We start from the raw sequence: 21,715 nt of genomic DNA on the forward strand, positions 1-21,715 counted from the left end.
GTCAGTTCCAGTCGCCCATATTGTCCCCGGCGCTGAGGGTGCCGCCGGAGGTGTTGACGACGATCACCGGATCGCCATCCTGTCCGGTCTCGGCTTCGAGGTGATCGCCTCGACCGGTAAGACCGACGCGGCCGACAAACTCGCCGATATCGGCGCCAACGAGGTCATCGGTCGGCTGCCGGAGGATCCCGACGCGAAACCGCGCCCGCTGTCGAAGACGCGATGGGCCGGTGCGGTGGACAGTGTCGGCGGCGCGTCGCTGGCCTACATCCTCAGTTCCATCGGCTACGGCGGCACCGTCGCGGCGAGCGGCCTGACCGGCGGCCACGTGCTGCCGACCACGGTGATGCCGTTCATCCTGCGCGGTGTCGCCCTCATCGGCATCGATTCCGTCGCGCTGCCGATCGAGCCCCGCCGCGAACTGTGGACGCGTCTCGGCCAGGACATGCGTCCGCGTCACCTCTCGGATATCGAGAATGTCGCACCGATCACCGAGGCGGAGAAAGTGCTGCATTCCATCAAGAACGGGACCCATTCCGGCCGAACGATCTTCGGTGTCGCGGGCGAATTCTGATCGCATGGAGCCGATGGTCGTGCTGATCGTGATCGGGGTGGTGCTCGGCCCGATCGTGGTCGGCTCGGCCATGATCGTCGCGATCGGCGCGACCCTCGGCCGCAGGGCCCGCGCCGGACGTAAGGCGGGGCGCTACACCTCGCGACCGGGAAACTCCGGCGACACGAGTTCATCGTCGGCGTTTCCCGGCTGATTCCGGTTCGAACGCGCTCAGGCGGCGGTCGGCACCGGATCGTCCGCGAACTGGGTGCGGTACAGCTCGGCGTAGCGGCCGTCGGCGGCGAGCAATTGGGTGTGGGTGCCGCGTTCCACCACGCGGCCCTCCTCCAGCACGAGGATCTGGTCGGCGGCCCGGATGGTGGACAGCCGGTGTGCGATCACCAGGGCGGTCCGGCCGACCAGCGCTTCCGAAAGAGCCTCCTGCACCGCGGCTTCCGACGTCGAATCCAGTGACGCGGTGGCCTCGTCCAGAATGACGACTCTCGGCTGTTTGAGCAGCAATCGGGCGATGGTCAGCCGTTGACGCTCCCCGCCTGACAGCCGGTAGCCACGTTCGCCGACGACGGTGTCCAATCCGTCCTGCAACGAATCGACCAGCTCACGCAGCCGCGCCCGTTCCAGCGCGTCCCACAATTCGGTCTCGCTCGCCTCCGGCCGCGCCAGCGACAGATTGGCCCGGATGGTGTCGTGGAACAGATGACCGTCCTGGGTCACCAGGCCGACGGTCGCGCGCAACGAGGCGGTGTCGAGTTGACGCACGTCCGCGCCGTTGAGTCGGACCGCCCCGGAATCGACGTCGTAGAGCCGGGAAACCAATTGCGCCACCGTCGATTTGCCCGCACCGGACGAACCGACCAGCGCGATCAGCTGGCCCGGCTCGGCCCGCAGCGAGACCCGGTGCAGCACTTCCACCCCGCCGCGCGTGTCCAGGGTCGATACATCCTCCAGCGAGGCCAGCGACACCTTGTCGGCGGACGGGTAGCCGAAACTCACCTCGTCGAGTTCCACCGTCACCGGGCCTTCCGGTACGGCCACCGCGTCGGGGGCGTCCTCGATCAGCGGTTTCAGGTCGAGCACCTCGAAGACACGCTCGAAACTCACCAGCGCGGACATTATCTCCATCCGAGCGCTGGCCAGTGCGGTCAACGGGGCATACAGCCTGGTCAGCAGCAGTGACAGCGCGACAACCGCACCCGCGTCCAACTGCCCGCGCAGCGCGTACCAGCCGCCGAGGCCGTACACCAACGCCACGGCCAGCGCCGAGACCAGGGTCAGCGAGGTGACGAAAACCGTCTGCAACATCGCTGTGCGCACACCGATATCGCGCACCCGGCGCGCCCGCACCGCGAATTCGTCCGATTCCTGCGCGGGCCTGCCGAACAGTTTGACCAGCGTCGCGCCCGGCGCGGAGAACCGTTCGGTCATCTGGGTGCTCATCGACGCGTTCAATCCGGCGGCTTCGCGCTGGATCGAGGCGAGCCGATGTCCCATCCGCCGTGCCGGGAGGACGAACACCGGAAGCAACAGCAGCGCCAACAGGGTTATCTGCCAGGAGATGCCGATCATCACCGCGAGCGTGAGCACCAGCGTGACCAGGTTCGCGACCACCCCCGACAGGGTGTCGCTGAAGGCCCGCTGCGCCCCGATCACGTCGTTGTTCAATCTGCTCACCAGCGCGCCGGTGCGGGTCCTGGTGAAGAAGGCGACCGGCATCTTCTGCACGTGATCGAAGACCGCGGTGCGCAGATCGAGGATGAGTCCCTCGCCGATCCGGGAGGACAGCCACCGGATGACCAGTCCGAGCATCGCGTCGACCACGGCCAGCGCGCCGATGAGGGCGGCGAGCAGCACGACAACGCGCGGCGCGGCGCCGCCGACGATATTGTTCACGATCCGGCCCGCCAGCAGGGGAGTCGCGACGGCCAGCAGTGCCGAGAGCACGCTGAACAGCAGGAACACCCCGATCCTGCGCCGGTGCGGCCGGGCGAATCGCAGGATGCGCTCGGCGGTGACCCGACGGAAGGGCCGCTCGTCCTGCGGTGCGTTCGCCTGCCGGTACATCTGGCTCCACGCCACTGACTCGATACTCACGTCCCGGTCCTCTCGCTTCCCGCCCATTCAACGCTCGACCTCCGACATTAAGACCTCAACATAGGTTGAGAGCAAGCCGATTTCCCCGTTCGGAGCGGATTTCCGCCGACGGCGGAATCCACGCGGGCTGAACAGCGCGTTTAGGCTGGCAGGGTGATCGACGACGGGATGGTGCGGGCATTGCGCGGTCGTGTCGACGGCGAGGTGGATCTGTCCGCGCGCCGTCGCGCCGAATACTCGACCGACGCGTCGAACTACCGCGTGCTGCCCACGGCCGTCGTCTTCCCGCGCGCCGACGACGATGTCGCGGCCACCCTCGAATTCGCCCGCGACAACGGGCTCACCGTCACCGCGCGCGGCGGCGGAACCTCGGTGGCGGGCAATGCGATCGGCCCCGGCCTCGTCCTGGATTTCAGCAGATATATGCGCCGTATCCTCGAGGTCGATCCCCAGCGGCGGCTGGCGCGGGTCCAGCCGGGGGTGGTGCTGTCGGACCTGCAACGGCTGGCCCGCCCGCACGGTCTGCGATTCGGTCCCGATCCCTCCACCCAGAACCGCTGCACACTCGGCGGCATGATCGGCAACAACGCCTGCGGGCCGCACGCCGTCGCCTGGGGTCGCACCTCCGACAATGTCGCCGAACTGCGGATACTCGACGGCACCGGCGCGGCGAGAACCCTCGGGTGCGATCCGTCGGCGGTTCCCGGTCTCCCGGAATTCACCCGTGCCAACCTGGCGGTCCTGCGCACCGATCTCGGTCGCTTCGACCGGCAGGCGTCGGGCTACGGACTGGAACATCTACTGCCCGAACGCGGTTCGGCGGTCGCGAAATCCTTCGTCGGGACCGAGGGCACCTGCGGACTGCTGCTGGAGGCGACCGTCGAACTGGCGCCGGTACCCGCCGCCACGGTGCTGACGGTGCTCGGCTATCCCGGAATCGCCGCTGCCGCCGACGATGTCGCGGCGGTGATGGCGTGCGCCCCGATCGCGGTCGAAGGGATCGACGCGCGACTCGTCGACGTGGTGCGCGCCCGCCACGGCAGCGTGCCGGAACTCCCGCGCGGCGGCGGCTGGCTCTTCGTCGAGACGTCGGGTGATTCGCAGGCGCAGGCGCTGGCGGCGGCCCGCGCGCTGGTCCGCGCGGCCGACGCGCTGGACTCGCGCATCGTCACCGATCCCGTCGAGGCCGCGGCACTCTGGCGGATCAGGGCCGACGGCGCCGGGTTGGCCGGCCGCACACCCGACGGGCGTCCGGCCTGGCCGGGGTGGGAGGACGCGGCCGTTCCCCCCGAACGGCTCGGTGACTACCTGCGGGATTTCGCCGACCTCACCGCGGCGCACGACGTCGACGGGTTGCTGTACGGCCATATCGGCGACGGCTGCATCCATGTCCGTCTCGACCTGCCGATCGTCGGCGCGCCGGAACGGTTCCGCGCCTTCCTCTTCGACGCCGCCGAACTGGTCGTCCGCTACGGAGGCTCGCTGTCGGGCGAACACGGTGACGGGCGGGCGCGTTCGGAACTGCTGGAGGTCATGTACTCCCGCGAGGTGCTCGACGTATTCGCCGGTTACAAGGCACTTTTCGATCCGGGGAATTTGTTGAACCCGGGCGTCCTCGTCGAACCGCGCCCGGTCGACGCCGATCTGCGTGCGGCGGGACTGCCTCGAATTCCGCTCGCGGGCTTCGCCTTCCCCGAGGACGACGGCGATTTCGGCACGGCCGTGCACCGCTGCGTCGGCGTCGGGAAATGCCGGGCCGAGGGCGGATTCATGTGTCCGTCGTATCAGGCGACCGCCGACGAGAAGGACAGCACGAGAGGTCGGGCGCGGGTGCTCCAGGAGGTGGCGCGCGGCGCGCTCGACTGGACGTCGGAGGCGGTCGCCGAATCGCTGGATCTGTGCCTGTCCTGCAAGGCGTGCGGGACCGACTGTCCGGCGGGCGTCGACGTCGCGACCTATAAATCGGAAGCGCTGTACCGCCGCTACCGGCGACGTCCGCGGCCCGTCGATCACTACACGTTGGGGTGGCTGCCCCGGTGGTTACGAGTCGCGACCCGGGTACCCCGCCTGGCGAACGCGCTCGCGCGGTCCGACCGCCTGCGTCGCACCGGTTTGCGGGCGGCGGGGATGGACCCGCGACGGCCGATACCGGTTCTCGCCGAACGCAGTTTTCGCCGGATATGGCGAGCACGGCGACCCACCGAGTCCGGGAACGGTCCCGAGGTCATGCTCTGGATCGATACCTTCACCGATGCCTTCGATCCGCAGATCGCGCTGGCCGCCGTGCGGCTGGTGGAATGGCTCGGCTACCGGGTCGTGGTGCCGCGCGCACGGGTGTGTTGCGGACTGACCTGGATCAGCACCGGACAGTTGGACGGGGCGCGCGCTCGGCTGCGCGCGACCCTCGACGCCGTCGATGAGCATGTCCGCGCGGGAGGACTCGTGGTCGGGCTGGAACCCTCGTGCACCGCGGTGCTGCGCGCGGATCTGCCGCAACTGCTGCCCGAGGATCCGCGTGCGCGGGCTACAGCCGCCGCCGTGCGCACGATGGCCGAATTCCTCGGCGAGCATCCCGACTGGCGACCCCCGGTGCGTTCGGACCTGTCGGTCGTGGTGCAACCGCATTGCCATCAGCACGCCGTATTGGGCTTCGAATCCGATCGCCAGATATTAGCCGCAATGCGGGTAGATGTGCGCGAGATCACCGGATGTTGTGGTCTTGCCGGAAATTTCGGGATGCAGTCCGGCCATTACGACATCTCTGTCGCGGTGGCCGAGAATGGTCTGCTGCCCGCTGTGCGAAGTGCGGGATCGGAATCGATACTCCTCGCGGACGGATTCTCCTGCCGCACCCAAGCGGCGCAACTCGCCGCCCGCGAAAGCCGTCACCTGGTCGAGTTACTCATGGAAGAACGATGATTCGGGTCCGGGCGGCGGATTCCCGCACCGCCGCGGTGAGATGCGAGCGCGGGCGTGTATCGCCTCAGCTGCCGGACGGGAACATGCCTGGCGGAATCTGGTAACCGGAGCTACCGGCGAAAACGCCACCCCAGGCGGCGAGAAGCGCATTGATAAGATTCGTGATCATGTCGCCCTTCCATCACGGCTATTGCTGCATGTTCGCTGATTCTAAGGAATCATCGAAAGAATTATCGCCTGCTGAAATTGGCGTGTTACAGAGGGCGTAGATCGGTGATTATGTCGAATACCTATCGCGACATATCCGGTGAATCCGGCGGGATCGATGCCGGTGCCCGCGACCTCCCGCGCGACGGAGGATCCGGTGACCCGAAGTCCTCGGAGAACGCCGGGTCGACACCGATCGCGGCGGCGGGGCGAGCACAATGGTGCGGTGCGCGAATCGACGGCAATCCCGGACACGAGCCACCCCGGCCCGTCCCGGACGGTGATCGCGGACCGGCCGATCGATCTCGATCCGACGCTCGCCCCCCTGCGTCGCGGCACCGGCGACCCGTGCCACCGCGTGACCGCCGACGGCGCGCACTGGCACGCCTCGCGCATGCCGACCGGCCCCGTGACCTACCGATTGGCCCAAGCCGGTCCGTGCGGTGTGGACGCCAGGGCCTGGGGACCGGGCGCCGCCGAATTTCTCGACGGGTTGGAGCACATGCTCTGCCTGGACGAAGATCTCTCCGGATTCGCCCCCGAACATCCGAAACTCGCCGACGCGCACCGCCGCTTCCCCGGTCTGCGCATGTTGCGGACGAAACTGGTTTTCGAAGCCCTGGTACCCGCGGTGCTCGAACAGAAGGTGCACACGATCTCGGCGCGCGCCTCGTGGCGGACCCTCGTGCGGAAATTCGGCACCCCCGCTCCCGGTCCCGCCCCGGCTGGACTCCTGCTCCCGCCCGACGCGCAGACCTGGCGCCGGATCCCGTCGTGGACATTCCACAAGGCAAATGTCGGCCCGGAACGTGCCAGGACCATCGTCGCCGCCGCCCGCGTCGCGGATTCGCTCGAGCGCACCGCCGTCCGGAGTCCGGACGAGGCCGCGCGCATGCTGCGGACCGTGCCCGGTATCGGGGTCTGGACGGCGGCCGAGACGGCCCAGCGCGCCTACGGCGACGCGGACGCTCTCTCGGTCGGTGACTACCACCTGGCCGCCATCGTCGGATGGACCTTGATCGGGCGTCCCATCGACGACGCCACAATGATCGAATACCTCGAACCCCTTCGCCCCCACCGCTACCGCGCCATTCGGCTGCTGGAGATCAGCGGCTACGCGCACAAACCCAAATTCGCCCCCCGCACCCCACTGACCGATCACACCTGGCACTGACCTGCGCGTAGGGGCCGCGGTGGTGCGGCCCCGCGCAGCTGGTCAGAGCGGAAGCGCCCTTTCGTCGAGGACGCATTTGCCGGATTCGACGAGAGTGGTGCGGGCGCGACGTCGGACCATGCAGCGGTCGACCGTGCAATCCAGGTGCAATTGCATTGCCGCGTGGGCCTGTTCGTCGGTCATCACCCCGGGATCGCGCCCGCAGGTGAGGAACGAGGTGACGGGCATGTTGAAGTTCGGCAGTTGCATCACGCCACCTCCGCCGGGATGTAGGCCGAATACGACGTCAGGTCGGTACCCCGCGGGTGCGGCAGTTCGTCCCACGGCGCCTGGTGGATGGCCATGCCCACGGCTTCCAACGCGGTGAGGCCGACCTGATCGGCCAGCTCGCCGACCGAGTCGAGTAGGTCCGGCACAACCTCGGCAACCTTCAGGGCGGACACGGCCTGTGCGCACGTCAGTGTGCGCCCGGGTAGGTAGGAGACCACCCAGCGCTCGTGCCCGACGCTGCGAGCTCGGTGCGGGGTCGAATCGCTGGTCATCAACGACGACGCAATGACATGTACAGCCATGACTCCTCGTTCCTGCGTGTGAGTCCCGCGGCGCTCGTGACGCGCCCGGAGACGTCGACCCCGCGTGATCGAGCGGATCGCGCGGGGCCTCCGTCATCGAATTCGGTGCGTGCCCGGAGGTTTCACAGGGGGGAGGGGACCGTCTGATCGGCTCCGGGCACACATCCAGCACACCACCGTGAGCACCCTCGGATCGGGTGTCTGCCGATATCCGAAAATTTTCGAGCGAAACCCCAGCACGAAAACCGGTGGGGAGGGCAGGATTCTCCATGGTGGATGAAGTTGCTCCCGGCCGAGGTTGCTGACGCGGATATCGCCGAAGCGGAGGCGGCCGACCAGCCGGGCGGTGACTTTCGAGAGTCCGATCGTCCTCGAAATGCCGTAACTCTCGAGAGCCCGATCATCTTCAAAAAATCTATTGCCCAGGCGAAGTGACGACGAAACCGAGCTCGTGGGACCGTGGTGCCGTCGTTTCGCGCGAGTCCGAGCACAGAACGGAGCGTGCTGTGTCAGCGAGTTCGGCAGAAACTTCGGCACATTCGGAACGAGTCACCGGAGGCGGGCATCGCTCGCATACCGGCGCCGACAACGCCGCCTCCACCCTACCGCGCCGCCAGCTGGGCAGATACCTGCGCGATTGGCGGACCCAGGCCGGACTGACGATCGCCGAGGCGTCGCGCCTGATGGAATGGGGTGCGAGCACGTTGCAGCGGCTGGAAAAAGGCCAGGCCGACCGTATTCGGACCATCGATATCCAGGAGCTGTGTCGGATCTACGGGATGCCCGACGAACTCGTCGACGGTCTCAAGGGACTGGCCCAGCAAGCGGCGGTGAAGAGCTGGTGGCACGCGTACGGCGACCTGATCCCCGAAAACTTCGATGTATACGTGGGTCTGGAAGCTTCCGCGCAGAAATTGACGTCCTATCAGTCCGAATTGGTGCTGGGTTTACTACAGACCGCTGAGTATGCTCGGGCCCTGAATCATCTTGGCTACCCGGACGATACGGAAGACGAGATCGAACGCAGGGTCGCGCTGCGCATGCAGCGCCAAGCGCTCATCACCCGCAGGGTCGCGCCCGCCACCGTCGACGTGGTCCTGCACGAGTCGGTGTTGCACCGGGTGGTCGGTGGCGCGAAAGTGATGGCGGCGCAGCTACGACACCTTGCCGATTTCAGCACACGGGACAATGTCGGCCTGCGTATCCTGCCGTTCGCGGCCGGTGTCCCGCTCGGAGTCTCCACCGGACCGTTCACGGTTCTGGAATTCGGAACCGACGGCAAGGGACACCCGGTGGAGCCGCCTGTGGTGTACGCGGAGGGTTTCACCGGGGATCTCTATCTCGAAAGACACGCCGATGTGCGGCGGTACGACCGGGCACACGAGTGTCTTCGACGTCATGCGCTCGATATTCAACCCAGTAGACACCTGCTACGGCAGGTCGCGAAGGAGTATGTGGCATGAATTTCGATCTGGTCGGCGCGCGGTGGTTCAAGAGCACCCGCAGCGGTGCGGGCAAGGATTGCGTCGAGGTGGCATTCCTCGACGCGGACCACGTCGGCGTGCGCGACAGCAAGAATCCGGGCGGCGGGGCCCTGGTCTTCACCCCGCGCGAATGGGACGCGTTCACCGCCCGGGTGACCGGTGGCGTCTTCGATCGTTCGTGAATCCGGTTTCACGGTACGGAAGGAATTGGGCAGATGAGCGTCAACGGCCGCACGAACGTCGATCTCGACGGCGCCACCTGGCTGAAGGCGGGTGACAGCCCCGGTAGCGACAGCGTGGAGGTGGCGTTGCTAGCCGACGGGCACGTGGGACTGCGCAACGGCAACGACCCCGACGGTCACGTCCTGGTGTTCACCCCTGGTGAGTGGGCCGCCTTCACGGCCGGAGTGCAGGACGGCGAGTTCGACCGCCCCTGATTCGACGGCCCCCGGACGGCGTAGGGAGTCGCCGTCCCGGGGGCCGGAAGATCACGAAACAGCGCAGATTCGACAACGAACGGGCGTTTATCGAGGCCGTGGTCGGGTAGCCCAATCATGTGGACCGAGGGTTAAAGAATGCCCCGCCCCGGTACAAGAAACTTCGGCCTGGCGATTGGGTGGAATGGCTGATCGTCGCGCTGCTGTTCGCGGTGTCATCGATCGGCGTCTACGTGCTCACCAGCTCGTTGTTGCCGGCGTTGTTCGTCGGGGTGCTGGTGTGGGTGGTCGCCATCGGTGTAGTGGCGATGTTGTGAATGGGTGCGCCGACCGGCCGGGCTGTGAAAACCCGGCCGGTTGTCGTACATCGTCGTAGATCTCAGCGGCGGAAGAGTTTGTTGCCGAGCCAGACCAGGGGGTCGTACTTCCGGTCGGCGACGCGTTCCTTGAGCGGGATCAGCGCGTTATCGGTGATCGCGATATGTTCCGGACATACCTCGGTGCAGCATTTGGTAATATTGCAGAAACCGAGCCCCTGCTCGTCCTGGGCCAGGTCGCGCCGGTCGGCGACATCGAGGGGATGCATTTCCAGTTCCGCGATGCGCATGAGGAAACGCGGCCCGGCGAATGCTTCCTTGTTCTCGTCGTGATCGCGCACCACGTGACAGGTGTTCTGGCACAGGAAGCATTCGATGCATTTGCGGAATTCCTGTGAGCGCTCCACATCGACCTGTTTCATCCGGTAGTCGCCCGGTTTCAGATCGTCGGGGGGCGTGAAAGACGGTATCTCCCTTGCCTTCTGGTAGTTGAAGGAGACATCGGTGACGAGATCCCTGATCACCGGGAAGGTGCGCATCGGCGTGACGGTGACCAGTTCGTCCGGCTGGAAGGTGGACATGCGCGTCATGCACAGCAGCCGCGGTCGCCCGTTCACCTCCGCCGAACAGGAACCGCATTTGCCCGCCTTACAGTTCCATCGCACGGCGAGATCCGGTGTCTGGGTGGCCTGTAGCCGGTGGATGATGTCGAGGACCACTTCGCCCTCGTTCACCTCGACGGTGAAATCCTCCAGTTCGCCACCGTTTTCGTCACCGCGCCACACGCGGAATTTGGCGTCGTAACCCATCGTTACGCCTCACCTTCCGTGGCAGAGACCGAACCGGACGGGTGTGTCGCGAGTTCGGCGGGGTTGTAGTACTTCTCCAGTTCGGACAGATCGAACAGCGCGAGCAGATCCTCGCGCATCGGAGTCTGATCCTCCGGGGTGACCCGCACCGACGGCACCGCCTGGGCGGCTTCGGCCGGGTCGATGGAACAGACGAGCAACTTGTTGCGCCAGACCGGATCCATGCCGGGGAAATCGTCGCGGGTGTGTCCGCCCCGGCTCTCGGTGCGCAGCAGCGCGGCCTGGGCGACGCAATCGCTGACGAGCAGCATGTTCCGCAGGTCCAGGGCGAGATGCCAGCCCGGATTGAACTGCCGATGTCCCTCGACCTGCACGCCCGCGAAACGTTGCCGCAGTTCGGCGAGCCGCTCGATGGCCTGGTGCAGTTCGTGGTCCTTGCGGATGATGCCGACCAGGTCGTTCATCGCCTGTTGCAGATCGGTGTGCAGGGTGTACGGATTCTCGCCCGCGCCGTCGGCGGGCGGATCGAACGGTGCGACCGCGTCGCGCGCGGCCCGGTCGACATCGGCGTCGGAGACCGCGGGCCGGGCGGGCAGGCCCGCGACGTAGGTGGCGGCGCCGAGTCCGGCCCGCCTGCCGAACACCAGCAGGTCCGACAGCGAATTGCCGCCGAGACGATTGGAACCGTGCATACCGCCGGAACATTCGCCCGCCGCGAAGAGGCCGGGCACGGTGGCCGCCCCGGTATCCGGCGCGACCTCGATACCGCCCATCACGTAGTGGCAGGTCGGGCCGACTTCCATCGGCTCCTTCGTGATGTCGACATCGGCCAGTTCCTTGAACTGGTGGTACATCGACGGCAGTCGCCTGCGGATCTCCTCGGCGGGCAACCGCGAGGCGATATCGAGGTAGACGCCGCCGTGTTCGGTGCCGCGCCCCTCCTTCACCTCGGAGTTGATGGCGCGAGCCACTTCGTCACGTGGCAGTAGATCGGGGGTGCGCCGAGCCGAGTCGTTATCCTTCAGCCACTGGTCGGCCTCGGTCTCGGTCTCCGCGTACTGTCCCTTGAACACCGTGGGGATGTACTCGAACATGAACCGCTTGCCCTCGGTGTTCTTGAGCACCCCACCGTCACCGCGTACGCCCTCGGTGACCAGGATGCCCTTCACACTGGGTGGCCAGACCATGCCGGTCGGATGGAATTGCAGGAATTCCATATTGATCAGCGTCGCGCCCGCCCGCAGCGCGAGGGCGTGACCGTCGCCGGTGTACTCCCAGGAATTGGAGGTCACCTTGTAGGACTTGCCGATACCGCCGGTCGCCAGCACCACCGCCGGGGTTTCGAACAGGATGAATTTGCCCGATTCCCGCCAGTAGCCGAACGCGCCGGAGATCCGGTCACCGTCCTTGAGCAGTTCGGTGATGGTGCATTCGGCGAAAACCTTGATACGCGACTCGTAGTCACCGGATTCCGCGAAATCCTCCTGTTGCAGCGAGACGATCTTCTGCTGCATGGTGCGGATGATCTCGAGTCCGGTCCGGTCGCCGACGTGCGCGAGGCGCGGGTAGGTGTGGCCGCCGAAATTGCGCTGGCTGATGCGGCCGTCCGCGGTCCGGTCGAACAGTGCGCCGTAGGTCTCCAGTTCCCAGACCCGATCCGGCGCCTCCTGCGCGTGCAGTTCGGCCATGCGCCAGTTGTTGAGGAATTTGCCACCGCGCATGGTGTCCTTGAAATGGGTTTGCCAACTGTCCTTCTCGTTGGCGTTTCCCATCGACGCGGCGCAGCCGCCCTCGGCCATCACGGTGTGCGCCTTGCCGAACAGGGATTTGCACACCACCGCGACCGAAAGGCCGTGTTCTCTCGCTTCGATCACCGCGCGCAGTCCGGCGCCTCCGGCACCGATGACGACGACGTCGTATTTGTGCCGTTCCACTTCTGGCATTGCCGCGAACTCTCCTCTGACTTCTTGGTTACTGGCGGGCGCGGGTCAGTTGATGAACCGCAGGTCCGAAATCGTGTCGCTGGCAACCAACATCACGTAGAAGTCGGTGAGCACGAGCGTGCCGAGCGTGGTCCACGCCAGCGCCATATGGCGGGTGTTGAGTTTGGAGACCTGGGTCCAGAACCAGTACCGCACCGGATGCGCGGAGAAATGCTTGAGTTTGCCGCCCATGATGTGCCTGCACGAATGGCAGGACACGGTGTAGGCCCAGAGCAGGATGACGTTGACGAGCAGGACGATATTGCCGAGGCCGAATCCGAATCCGCCGGTCTTGCCGTGGAACGCGGAGATAGCGTCGTAGGTGTTGATCAGCGAGACCACGACCGCCACGTAGAAGAAGTAGCGATGCGCGTTCTGGATGATCAGCGGCAGTTTGGTCTCGCCGGTGTAGCGCGCGTGCGGTTCGGCGACGGCGCACGCGGGCGGGGAGAACCAGACCGCGCGGTAGTAGGCCTTGCGGTAGTAGTAGCAGGTGAGCCGGAATCCGAGCAGGAACGGCAGCACCACGAAGCCGAGCGGCAGGATGACGGGGAGATCGCCGAACGGGGTGCCGAAATGCGAGGACCCCGGTTCGCACGAGGTGCTCAGGCACGGTGAGTAGAACGGCGTCAGGTAGTGGTACTCGGCCACCCAATACGCCGTCCGCACATACGATCTGATCGTCGCGTAGATGACGAAGGCGCCGAGCCCGATGGCGGTGACCAGGGGCGGGATCCACCATCGGTCGGTGCGCAGGGTGCGCTCGGAGATGCGGGCGCGGGTCTTTCCGAAGACGCCCGTTCCCGGCTGTGGGGCTTCGGGAGTGGCGGGGGTGGCTGTCGGTGCGGCACTCACAGGTGGATGCCTCGCTGATCTGCTGTGCGGGTGGTCATCATTCCCTCCGCGATCGAATGTGATGCTGAGCACCATACGACACGTGCGCTATCGATTGAGCGGGGTCTTGCGAATCCTGGCGGGCCGTGGCAGCTATGATTTACGCCACATCGACCGATCCGCGAATACCCGCCCGTTGCGTGGCGGACGAACGCGACATTTCGAACTCGACTAAAACAGAACATGTTTCGAGCGACCTCGGTGAAAACGGAACCGAGAGTCCGATTTTCCGGTTGCGGAGCGTCACACGACCGCAACAATTTCGTGGTCCCATTTCCTTGAGTTTTACCTTTGACGTGCACCGATGCCCGTCACGCCGCGGCGTGGACGAGGGTGGGCACGCCCGATGCCCGCGTTTGCCGGGAGCCGCGGAAGCGCCGCAGTTCGGACCCTGCCTTCGGCCGGGGAAGGAGTCACCATGATGAGAAGAGCCGCGATCGTGGCACCGGTTCGGACACCGAGTGGCGTCGAAGGTGGAGCGCTGACCGGGATGCCGCCCGATTGGCTGGCCACGACGGTGCTTTCCGCGGTGATCGAACGTTCGGGAATCGATCCGTGGCGTATCGAAGATGTGGCGATGGCCTGTGTCGACGGCGGCGTGGTCGGTGCGCCCGAGCTGAGCAGGCTCGCCGCGCGCGGCGCGGGACTGCCCTTCGCGGTGCCGGGATTTCTCACCGATCGACGCAGCGGCAGCGGACTCCAAGCGGTGATCACCGCGGCCATGATGGTGCAGACCGGGGCCGCCGACGTCGTGGTCGCGGGCGGCGTCGAATGCGCCGCCGATCCGTTCGCCGTCGATTCGGTGCGCACGGTGGAATTGGCCAATGCCGAGGAGATCGCGCGCCACTACGGCATCCGGCGTTCGGAGGCCGACGAATTCGCCGTCGCGAGCCACCGCAAGGCCGCCCGCGCGTGGCGCCAGGGCTTGTTCGCGTCGGAGGTGATCCCGGTCGGTGTGACCGCCCAGCCCCCCGGGTGGAGCGAACCGGGATTCGACACCGCGGGTCATCGGATCCTGCGGGACGAGGGTGTGCGCGACGATATGTCGACCCATACCCTCGGTGCGCTGCGCCCGCTGCTCTCCGACGGTGTCGTCACCGTGGGCAATATGAGTTCGCACCGGCACGGCGCGTCCGGCTGCCTGGTTGTCGCGGAGGATCGGCTCGAAGAACTCGGCCTGACGCCGATGGCGTTCCTCGTCGGCTGGGCTGCGGCCGGATGCGACGCCGACTCCGCGACCCTCGGCGCCGCGCCCGCGGTCGCGAAACTGCTCGGCCACACCGGATTCACCCTCGACGAGATAGACCTGATCGAGGTCAACGAGGGTTTCGCGGTGGAGGTACTCGCCCTGGCGATGGAATGGGATCTCGATCCGCGTGATCGCCTGAACGTGAACGGCTCGTCCATCGCGCTCGGTCACCCCGTCGGGGCGACCGGCCTACGGATCATGACGACGATGCTGCACGAATTGTCCCGTATCGAGGGACGTTACGGTCTGGAGGCCATCGCGCTCGGCCGTGACCACGGCATCGCCGCGCTGTTCGAATCGGCCGAGGTGAGCCCGGTCGTCGAGACGCCGCGCGGCGCGCGGTTCCATGGCATCCGGCCGTCGCGCAGGCCCGGTAGGCACCGGGCCTGAGTCCGTGACGACGTGCGCCGTGACGACGGGCGCACGTCACGCCGCTACTTGGTGCGGGGTCTGGAGTGGAATCCCAGACCTTCGTCCTGGGCGCCCATCCAGGCGGCTTCGTCGGATTTGCTGTCGGGCACATAAATCGTGTCCTGGGGCCTATGCGAAACCTCCGGCGGCGGGGACTGCTCGAACTCGTCGGCATCGATGGCGAGGCGCTCGAGGTCGTTCTCCAGCCTGCGCACGGTCTTCGCGTCCCCGTAGTGGGAGCGCAGTGCGCCGATCGATTGCCGGAGCTGGCCGACCGCGTAGCGTAGTTCCGCAATATCGCTGCGTGTCATCATTACCTCCTGTGTTCCTTGGCGGATATGCGATCCCGGCCATATCCGCCCGGATCAGGGATCTGCCCTGGGGCGCACTACACCGAGTCGTGTGACCCACCACACAACGTGATCTACAACACAGTACAGAAAGAATCGGGTTCAGGCTCGTGTCCGGCACAACCCGATATTTGCTCGGATGTTGCCTCCTTCGTCGGGGGCCTTGTCGACCAGCCTGCGCCCGCCCTGCGCGTCTCGCAACCGGGCGACCCGCTGGGCCGGGGTCGTACCGGCCGAAACCGCTCAGCCCGCCGCCGCGTATTCGGGTCCGGGATCGGTCATCGCGGTGGACACCCTCGCGACGAGTGCGACGATCGAGAGCGCGACCTCCTCCGCCCTTTCCAGGATGACACTGTGGCCGGCGCCATCGAGCCGGACCAGTTCGGACCTGGCCAATTGCGAAGCGAGGACCACCGAGTGCGCGTAGGGCACGACGATATCGGCCGAACCGGCGAGCACCAGTGCGGGAATCTCGCCGAGACGGTGCAATGTCGCGGTCTCGTCGAAGGTCATCAGCGAGGTCAGGAAAGTCGCCATCGTGAGCAAGGGTGTCTCGTTCAGCATGGCCGTGGCGACCGCGGCCATACGGGGGTTCACCTTCTTGGTGCCGAACTGGGCCTCACGAACGATCGGTTCGAAGAGTCGGCGGGTCATCCGCTTGGACACCTGCATCACCCGTGGCGCGCGGACCACCGCGATCTGGAGCGTGCTCACCGCGTAGCGGTGCAGGAAACGTCCGAGTCCCACCTCGGTGACGCCGTTGGCCGCGCCCGCGATCAACGCGATCCCGACGACCCTGGTGCCGATCGCCTCGGGGAACAGGCGCGCGTAGGCGAGTGTCACCATCGCGCCCATCGAATGTCCGACCAGGATCACCGGTCCGGCCGGCGCGATCGCGCGCAGGACGGCGTCCAGGTCGTGACCGAGCTGGTCGATGGTGTACGTCGACGGGTCAGCCAGGCCGGAGTCGCCGTGACCGCGGTGGTCGTAGAACACCATCCTGGTGTCTCGGCCCCACTGCTTCAACAGGTGATCACGCAGGTAGGACCAGGATTCGGCGCGCAGGCAGTGTCCGTGCACGAAGACGACGGTGGCTGTCGCGTCGTCGTCGCCGAAGAGGCGAACGGAGATCGGGACGCCGTCGTCGGCGGTGACGGTGACGCGATGGCCATCGGGACCGGCGGCCCGGCGGGCGATAGTCGTGGACATGATGTCTCCTGTCGCGATGAACCCTTGGACGGAGCGTTCTTGCCCGGTTGTCGGTGTGGATTTCCGCTGCGTTAGCTGCCTATACCAGGCGTTATGCACACGTTGCGCAACCGACGCACGCGGTCGATCCCGGCGTGGCGGCGCCCCACTTCTCGTACTGTCTACGAATCGGTAGTCAGGACACTAGATTTCTCTAGATTCTCCGATAGCGGAACGGGCAGGCGACCGTAACGGACCCGGAGCTGTCCGTTGCCGTCTATCGGAGAATCGAGCAGATCCACTAGAAATAGCTAGATTGTGGAATCGGCGTCCGGAGAGCCGGTATGCGCCAGGAAGGGGCGCAGCAGATTCGGTTCCGTCGACGGTCCGGTCTGCCATTCCGCGATCCACGGGCCCGTCCCCTCGCTCGGATCGAAGATGCCGTCCTCCAGCCAGGTGTACCGACCGTCGAGGACCCCGTGCGCGACGGCGCGGTCATCGTCGTCGGTGTTGTCCCACAGCGCGTCGAACAGGGCGCGGACCCGAAGGCGGGATTGGCGGCAGAACGCGTCGGCCAGTTCGGCGGCGGCGGTCGCGTCGGGGGAGCCCGCCGAGCGCTGGGATTCGGCGCGCACGCACACCGCCGACATCGCGAACAGTTCGGCGGCGATATCGACGATGCGGCCGAGGAAATTCTGTCGATATTCCAAACCGGCCTGCCAGCGCGCCATGGCGTACATCAGGGCACGCGCCTGTTTGCGGGAACTGCGTTCGACGAACCGCAGATGCCGTGCGAGCGGCCCGAATTCACCGTATCCGGCTGGTACGGTACCCGCGCCCACCGCCAGTTGCGGGAACCATTTGGCGTAGAAACCGCCCGCGCCGACCGCGGCTTTGGCCTTGTCCTTGAACTGGGCGTCGCGCTCGACGAGCGCACCGGCCGCCGCCATGTGCGCGTCGGCCATCTCGCGGGCGACGAGCAGTCGCATGATCTCGCTCGACCCCTCGAATATGCGATTGATGCGCAGATCGCGCACCATCTGCTCGGCGGCGACGGCGCGTTCGCCACGCGCCGCGAGCGAGGCCGCGGTCTCATAGCCGCGTCCGCCGCGGATCTGGACGAGTTCGTCGGCGATACGACAGCTCATCTCGCTCGCCCACAGTTTGGCCAGCGCCGCTTCGATGCGAATGTCGTTGCGTCCTTCGTCGCACATGGTCGCGGACAGATCGAGCACCGCTTCCAGGGCGTAGGTGGTCGCGGCGATATAGGAGATCTTCTCGGCGACCGCGGCGTGCTCGCCGACCGGCCTGCCCCATTGCACCCGTGCCGCGCTCCACTGCCTGGCGATCGTGAGCGACCATTTCGCCGCCGCGGTGCACATCGCCGGTATGGCGAGTCGGCCCGCGTTCAACGTGGTGAGCGCGATCTTGAGACCGTCGCCCTCGCGTCCGATCAGATTGGCCTTCGGCACCCGGACCCGGTGCATCCTGGTGACGCCGTTCTCGATGCCGCGCAGACCCATGAACGCGTTGCGCCGTTCGACCGTGATGCCCGGACTGCTCGCCTCGACCACGAAGGCGGAGATGCCGCCTCGATGCCCTTCGCTCTTGGGCACGCGGGCCATCACGACCAGCAGTTCCGCGACGACGCCGTTGGTGGTCCACAGCTTCACGCCGTCGAGTTCGTAGGCTTGCCCGTCCTCGGTCGGTGTCGCGGTACTGGCCATCCTGGCCGGGTCGGAGCCGACGTCGGGTTCGGTGAGCAGGAACGCGCTCACCGCGCCCGCCGCGCAGCGGGGCAGGAATTCGGCCTTCTGTTCGTCGGTGCCCGCCAGTTTCAGCGGTTCCGGCACACCGATCGACTGGTGGGCGGAGAGCAGCACGCCGAGGCTGGGGTGAGCGCAGCCGACCAGCATCAGCGCGCGGTTGTAACCGACCTGGGAGAGTCCCTGTCCGCCATACGATTCGGGGATCTTCAACCCGAAGCATCCGAGTTCGGCCAGACCTCGGACGTACTCGTCGGGGATACGTCCCTGTTCCTCGATCACCGCGCCGTCGATGGATTCGCAGAACGGGCGCAGCCGCGCCAGGTAGGCGGCGGTTTTCGCGGCGTCCGCCGCGTCGGGGTGCGGGTAGGGGTGGATCAGGTCGAGTCGGAAGCGTCCGAGGAACATCTCCTTGGCGAAGGAGGGTTTCGCCCAGCTCGTTTCGCGAGACTCCTCGACAAGTGCGCGTGCCTGTTCTTCGGTGGCGTCGACCTTCGCCGCTGTCGTCATGATCTCCTCCTCGAACGTGACGGGAATCACATTCGAGTGTAGGGAGAAAAGTTACCGACTGGTAGGTGTTCGAGCGAATGTATCTCTACAGAAATCTATTGATCTTGATAGATCGGCGAATATTCAGCGATCGTCGGCCGGATCTCACACGCTGCGCAGGTAACGACCGAAATGCGGCACGGTGAAACCGATGGTTCCTCGCTCGGCCGAATAGATGAGCCCCTTCTTGATCAGGCCGTCGCGCGCGGGCGACAGCGACGCCGGTTTGCGGCCGAGTTCGGTCGCCACGGCGGCGGTCGCCACCGGTCCCTCGTCGCCGGACAGATCGGCCATGGCACGCATGTACTCCCGTTCCGCGGGGGTCGCCCGTTCATAGCGGGATCCGAAGAAGCCGACGGCCAACTCCTCTTCCGCGGAGGGCGAGGCCAATTCGACGTCCTCGGCGGTGATCGGACTCTCCGGTGCCTGATCCCAGGCCGCTTTCCCGTACGCCTGCACGAAATACGGGTAGCCATCGGCCTTTTCGTAGAGCACATCGAGCGCACCCTCGGTGAACTTCACCTCTTCGCGCTGGGCGGGGGCGATGAGCGCCTGATTCGCCGACTCTCGGTCGAGTCGATCGATACGGTGATAGCTGAAAAGACGCTCGGAATAACTCTTCGACGCGGAAAGTACGGCGGGCAGATGTGGTAGGCCCGCGCCGACGACGATCAGCGGCGCGGCGTCCTGGCTCAGTTCGTGGCACGCGCCGCAGATCGCGGAGATGTCGGCGGGGCCGAGATCCTGCATCTCGTCGATGAATATCGCGATGCCGACACCGACGTCGCCCGCCAGTCCGGCGGCCTCCTTGAGCAGCTCGACCAGGTCGATCTCGATATCGCCGGAATCGGCGCGACCGGAGACGGCGGGTACGTCGATACCGGGTTGCCAGCGTTCCCGCATGCCTTTGTCGGCGGTGGCACGCAACGCGAATGCCTTGAGGATGCCGAGGAAATCGTCGACGCGTTCGGGGTTGCGGTGCGTCATCGCGATCGCGCGCGCGGCCATGTGCAGCGCGGAGGACAGCGGCCTGCGCAATTCCTGATCCGGACGGGCCTCGATCTTTCCCGTGCCCCAGTTGCGCGAGACGGCGGCCGAACGAAGTTGGTTGAGCAGCACCGTCTTTCCTACGCCGCGCAATCCGGTGAGCATGACGCTGCGTTCGGGCCTGCCTCGGGCGACACGTTCGAGCACGATGTCGAAGGCGGTGAGTTGTTTGTCGCGCCCGGCGAGTTCGGGCGGGCGCTGTCCGGCTCCGGGAGCATACGGATTCCGCACGGGGTCCATACCCCGACACCGTAGCGCTTCCGGTCGCCGAAATCTCAATTAATCTGGGGCATTCTAGGGCGTTCCATAGAAAGCGGTATTTCGCGCTTTGTCATTGCGGGGGAACTCTCTACGCTTATCGCGTTCGGAGGCAGGGTCGGCGGCTGGGACGAAAGGGGCGTCATGTCCGAGGATGGTCACGTGCTCGCCGAGGTCGTCGCCTCGTGGCCGGTGCCGCCGGACGCGGAGGAGGCGGGCCGGATCCGGTCGAACATTCTCGTCGCGATCGAGCAGGGGTTCGACGATCCGCAGTTGGTCGCCGATCTCGCGGTCGGGCCGCTGGTGGTTGCGCTCGGCGAACTGGAGGTCGGGCTGGCCGACGCGCGCCGCAGAATAGCCGAACTCGAGCGCGCGCTGGCCGAACGGGACCGCTGATCTCACATCCCGATAACCCTGGCTCGCAGTCGATATCGAATCGTGACCTGCCCTGAGCTGCACGGGAGCCGCAGCGTGTCCAGTGATTTCTCACCGACCCCCGAAAACCCTGGTCTGTGCGCTGGACAACATCGCGTCCGCGTCGTAATCTTCTCGTGACTTAGTGGAGTCTGTCGCTTCGCAAGAGAAACGGCGCCACTGGGTTACCGCCTAATCGGCTGTCGGGGCCTCGCAACTTCGGCTGCCGTGCCGGGAACCACAGGTTAGTCACTGGGGTGTATCCGCAACGGTCCTGGGGATCGGCGCGGTAGGGCCGATCCGCTCGGCACGAACCCGCAGTCGACCCGGTCGGCGGGAAAGTAGGAAAGATCGGAGACTCAGGTCGGTGGGTAAACACAGTTTGCAGCGGGAATCTCGGATGCCGAATTCCGTCAAGGGTGCGCTCGTTCTAGGCGCAGTGGCCGCGACAGGTGCGATGCCCGCTATCCCCGCGATGGCAGCCACCATCAACGTCCCCGGCCTGGGCGACTTCGATGTTCCCGTCCCGCAGGAGTACGAGAGCTCGGTCCAGCAGCTCAACCAGCAGCTGTCGCAGGCCCTCTCCAACCAGCCCGCGATCCCGCAGGGCGCCTTCGGCACACTGCCCGCGGTTCCGCAGGGCGGACTCCAGTTCCCGAACCTCATGGAAGACCACTCCCCGGCCCAGAAGGCGCTCGACGCCGCTCGGTCGAAGGTCGGCGCCCAGTACTCCTGGGGCGCCGCGGGCCCGGTCAGCTTCGACTGCTCCGGTCTCGTGCAGTGGGCGTTCCGTCAGGCCGGTGTCGAACTGCCGCGCACCAGCTTCGAGCAGTCGCATGTCGGCGCTCCCGTCGCCTTCCAGAACTTGCAGCCCGGTGACATCGTGATCACCAACGGCGGCGGCCACGTCGGCATCTACGCGGGCGACGGCAAGCTGCTCAATGCCGTCCAGTCGGGTACCCCGGTGTCCTACACCCACCTCGACGCCGACGATGTAGTCACCGCCCGCCGCGTCGTATAACG

General features: G+C 66.3%; 21 protein-coding genes and 1 pseudogene. 12 read left to right on the forward strand and 10 right to left on the reverse strand.

Annotated elements, in window-relative coordinates; translation table 11 throughout:
- Nucleotides 1-19: 19 nt before the first annotated feature.
- A pseudogene (locus tag DAT37_RS02545) lies at nt 20-574 on the forward strand (zinc-binding dehydrogenase); the annotation flags it as partial.
- A gap of 4 nt (nt 575-578) precedes the next feature.
- Complete coding sequence (locus DAT37_RS02550; protein WP_109522989.1) at nt 579-767, forward strand: hypothetical protein; 189 nt, start codon at nt 579-581, stop codon at nt 765-767.
- A gap of 17 nt (nt 768-784) precedes the next feature.
- Here the strand turns inward: DAT37_RS02550 and DAT37_RS02555 are convergent, their stop codons facing one another.
- Nucleotides 785-2,665 carry an ABC transporter ATP-binding protein gene (locus DAT37_RS02555; RefSeq protein WP_109522990.1) on the reverse strand — a complete coding sequence of 627 codons (1,881 nt, stop codon included), beginning with the start codon at nt 2,663-2,665 and terminating at the stop codon, nt 785-787.
- A 168-nt stretch (nt 2,666-2,833) separates the two neighbouring features.
- Between DAT37_RS02555 and DAT37_RS02560 the strand changes: the two genes are divergently transcribed.
- The gene (locus tag DAT37_RS02560; RefSeq protein WP_109522991.1) at nt 2,834-5,584 is read left to right on the forward strand and encodes an FAD-binding and (Fe-S)-binding domain-containing protein; all 2,751 of its coding nucleotides are present in this window, start codon (nt 2,834-2,836) and stop codon (nt 5,582-5,584) included.
- 433 nt (nt 5,585-6,017) lie between these two features.
- Nucleotides 6,018-6,965, forward strand: a complete 948-nt coding sequence (locus DAT37_RS02565) for a DNA-3-methyladenine glycosylase family protein (RefSeq protein WP_232839450.1) — start codon at nt 6,018-6,020, stop codon at nt 6,963-6,965.
- Nucleotides 6,966-7,007: 42 nt separating this feature from the next.
- Here the strand turns inward: DAT37_RS02565 and DAT37_RS02570 are convergent, their stop codons facing one another.
- Both DAT37_RS02570 and DAT37_RS02575 read right to left on the reverse strand, forming a co-directional pair.
- Complete coding sequence (locus DAT37_RS02570; RefSeq protein WP_109522992.1) at nt 7,008-7,214, reverse strand: hypothetical protein; 207 nt, start codon at nt 7,212-7,214, stop codon at nt 7,008-7,010.
- Nucleotides 7,214-7,537 (reverse strand): hypothetical protein, encoded by a 324-nt coding sequence (locus DAT37_RS02575; RefSeq protein WP_232839451.1) that lies wholly within the window; start codon nt 7,535-7,537, stop codon nt 7,214-7,216. Before DAT37_RS02575 ends, DAT37_RS02570 begins: the two co-directional genes overlap by 1 nt.
- 276 nt (nt 7,538-7,813) lie before the next feature.
- Between DAT37_RS02575 and DAT37_RS43780 the strand changes: the two genes are divergently transcribed.
- The 5 genes from DAT37_RS43780 to DAT37_RS02595 all read left to right on the forward strand — a co-directional run bounded on the left by DAT37_RS43780 (nt 7,814) and on the right by DAT37_RS02595 (nt 9,775).
- Nucleotides 7,814-7,972 carry a hypothetical protein gene (locus DAT37_RS43780; RefSeq protein ID WP_157978241.1) on the forward strand — a complete coding sequence of 53 codons (159 nt, stop codon included), beginning with the start codon at nt 7,814-7,816 and terminating at the stop codon, nt 7,970-7,972.
- A 182-nt stretch (nt 7,973-8,154) separates the two neighbouring features.
- On the forward strand, nt 8,155-9,000 hold the full coding sequence (locus DAT37_RS02580) for a helix-turn-helix domain-containing protein (protein ID WP_232839493.1): 846 nt from the start codon (nt 8,155-8,157) through the stop codon (nt 8,998-9,000).
- Nucleotides 8,997-9,203: a DUF397 domain-containing protein gene (locus tag DAT37_RS02585; RefSeq protein ID WP_109522994.1), complete on the forward strand. Its 207-nt coding sequence runs from the start codon at nt 8,997-8,999 to the stop codon at nt 9,201-9,203. The genes DAT37_RS02580 and DAT37_RS02585 overlap by 4 nt, the downstream gene beginning before the upstream one ends.
- 33 nt (nt 9,204-9,236) lie before the next feature.
- Complete coding sequence (locus DAT37_RS02590; protein WP_109522995.1) at nt 9,237-9,458, forward strand: DUF397 domain-containing protein; 222 nt, start codon at nt 9,237-9,239, stop codon at nt 9,456-9,458.
- A 179-nt stretch (nt 9,459-9,637) separates the two neighbouring features.
- Nucleotides 9,638-9,775: a hypothetical protein gene (locus DAT37_RS02595; protein WP_232839452.1), complete on the forward strand. Its 138-nt coding sequence runs from the start codon at nt 9,638-9,640 to the stop codon at nt 9,773-9,775.
- A 62-nt stretch (nt 9,776-9,837) separates the two neighbouring features.
- Here DAT37_RS02595 and DAT37_RS02600 read toward each other — a convergent pair whose 3' ends face one another.
- The 3 genes from DAT37_RS02600 to DAT37_RS02610 are packed head-to-tail and all read right to left on the reverse strand — an operon-like array spanning nt 9,838 to nt 13,421.
- Nucleotides 9,838-10,584 carry a succinate dehydrogenase/fumarate reductase iron-sulfur subunit gene (locus tag DAT37_RS02600; protein ID WP_109522997.1) on the reverse strand — a complete coding sequence of 249 codons (747 nt, stop codon included), beginning with the start codon at nt 10,582-10,584 and terminating at the stop codon, nt 9,838-9,840.
- Between the two features lie 2 nt (nt 10,585-10,586).
- Nucleotides 10,587-12,527 (reverse strand): fumarate reductase/succinate dehydrogenase flavoprotein subunit, encoded by a 1,941-nt coding sequence (locus tag DAT37_RS02605; RefSeq protein WP_109522998.1) that lies wholly within the window; start codon nt 12,525-12,527, stop codon nt 10,587-10,589.
- 45 nt (nt 12,528-12,572) lie between these two features.
- On the reverse strand, nt 12,573-13,421 hold the full coding sequence (locus DAT37_RS02610) for a hypothetical protein (RefSeq protein ID WP_232839453.1): 849 nt from the start codon (nt 13,419-13,421) through the stop codon (nt 12,573-12,575).
- 460 nt (nt 13,422-13,881) lie between these two features.
- Here DAT37_RS02610 and DAT37_RS02615 point away from each other — a divergent pair, with 460 nt between their 5' ends.
- The gene (locus DAT37_RS02615; protein ID WP_109523246.1) at nt 13,882-15,099 is read left to right on the forward strand and encodes a thiolase family protein; all 1,218 of its coding nucleotides are present in this window, start codon (nt 13,882-13,884) and stop codon (nt 15,097-15,099) included.
- Nucleotides 15,100-15,143: 44 nt separating this feature from the next.
- Here the strand turns inward: DAT37_RS02615 and DAT37_RS02620 are convergent, their stop codons facing one another.
- The 4 genes from DAT37_RS02620 to DAT37_RS02635 all read right to left on the reverse strand — a co-directional run bounded on the left by DAT37_RS02620 (nt 15,144) and on the right by DAT37_RS02635 (nt 20,260).
- A complete protein-coding gene (locus DAT37_RS02620; protein WP_109523247.1) occupies nt 15,144-15,431 on the reverse strand; it encodes a hypothetical protein in 288 nt (95 codons plus the stop codon).
- Between the two features lie 282 nt (nt 15,432-15,713).
- Nucleotides 15,714-16,679 carry an alpha/beta fold hydrolase gene (locus DAT37_RS02625; RefSeq protein ID WP_109522999.1) on the reverse strand — a complete coding sequence of 322 codons (966 nt, stop codon included), beginning with the start codon at nt 16,677-16,679 and terminating at the stop codon, nt 15,714-15,716.
- 290 nt (nt 16,680-16,969) lie between these two features.
- On the reverse strand, nt 16,970-18,934 hold the full coding sequence (locus tag DAT37_RS02630; protein WP_109523248.1) for an acyl-CoA dehydrogenase family protein: 1,965 nt from the start codon (nt 18,932-18,934) through the stop codon (nt 16,970-16,972).
- Nucleotides 18,935-19,078: 144 nt separating this feature from the next.
- The gene (locus tag DAT37_RS02635; RefSeq protein WP_109523000.1) at nt 19,079-20,260 is read right to left on the reverse strand and encodes an ATP-binding protein; all 1,182 of its coding nucleotides are present in this window, start codon (nt 20,258-20,260) and stop codon (nt 19,079-19,081) included.
- A gap of 162 nt (nt 20,261-20,422) precedes the next feature.
- Between DAT37_RS02635 and DAT37_RS02640 the strand changes: the two genes are divergently transcribed.
- Both DAT37_RS02640 and DAT37_RS02645 read left to right on the forward strand, forming a co-directional pair.
- Entirely contained in the window at nt 20,423-20,674 is a 252-nt protein-coding gene (locus tag DAT37_RS02640; RefSeq protein WP_109523001.1) for a hypothetical protein, read from the forward strand.
- 475 nt (nt 20,675-21,149) lie between these two features.
- Nucleotides 21,150-21,713 (forward strand): C40 family peptidase, encoded by a 564-nt coding sequence (locus DAT37_RS02645; protein WP_232839454.1) that lies wholly within the window; start codon nt 21,150-21,152, stop codon nt 21,711-21,713.
- Nucleotides 21,714-21,715 lie beyond the last annotated feature (2 nt).

Source organism: Nocardia aurea (genome assembly GCF_003123685.1).
GTDB lineage: Bacteria > Actinomycetota > Actinomycetes > Mycobacteriales > Mycobacteriaceae > Nocardia > Nocardia aurea.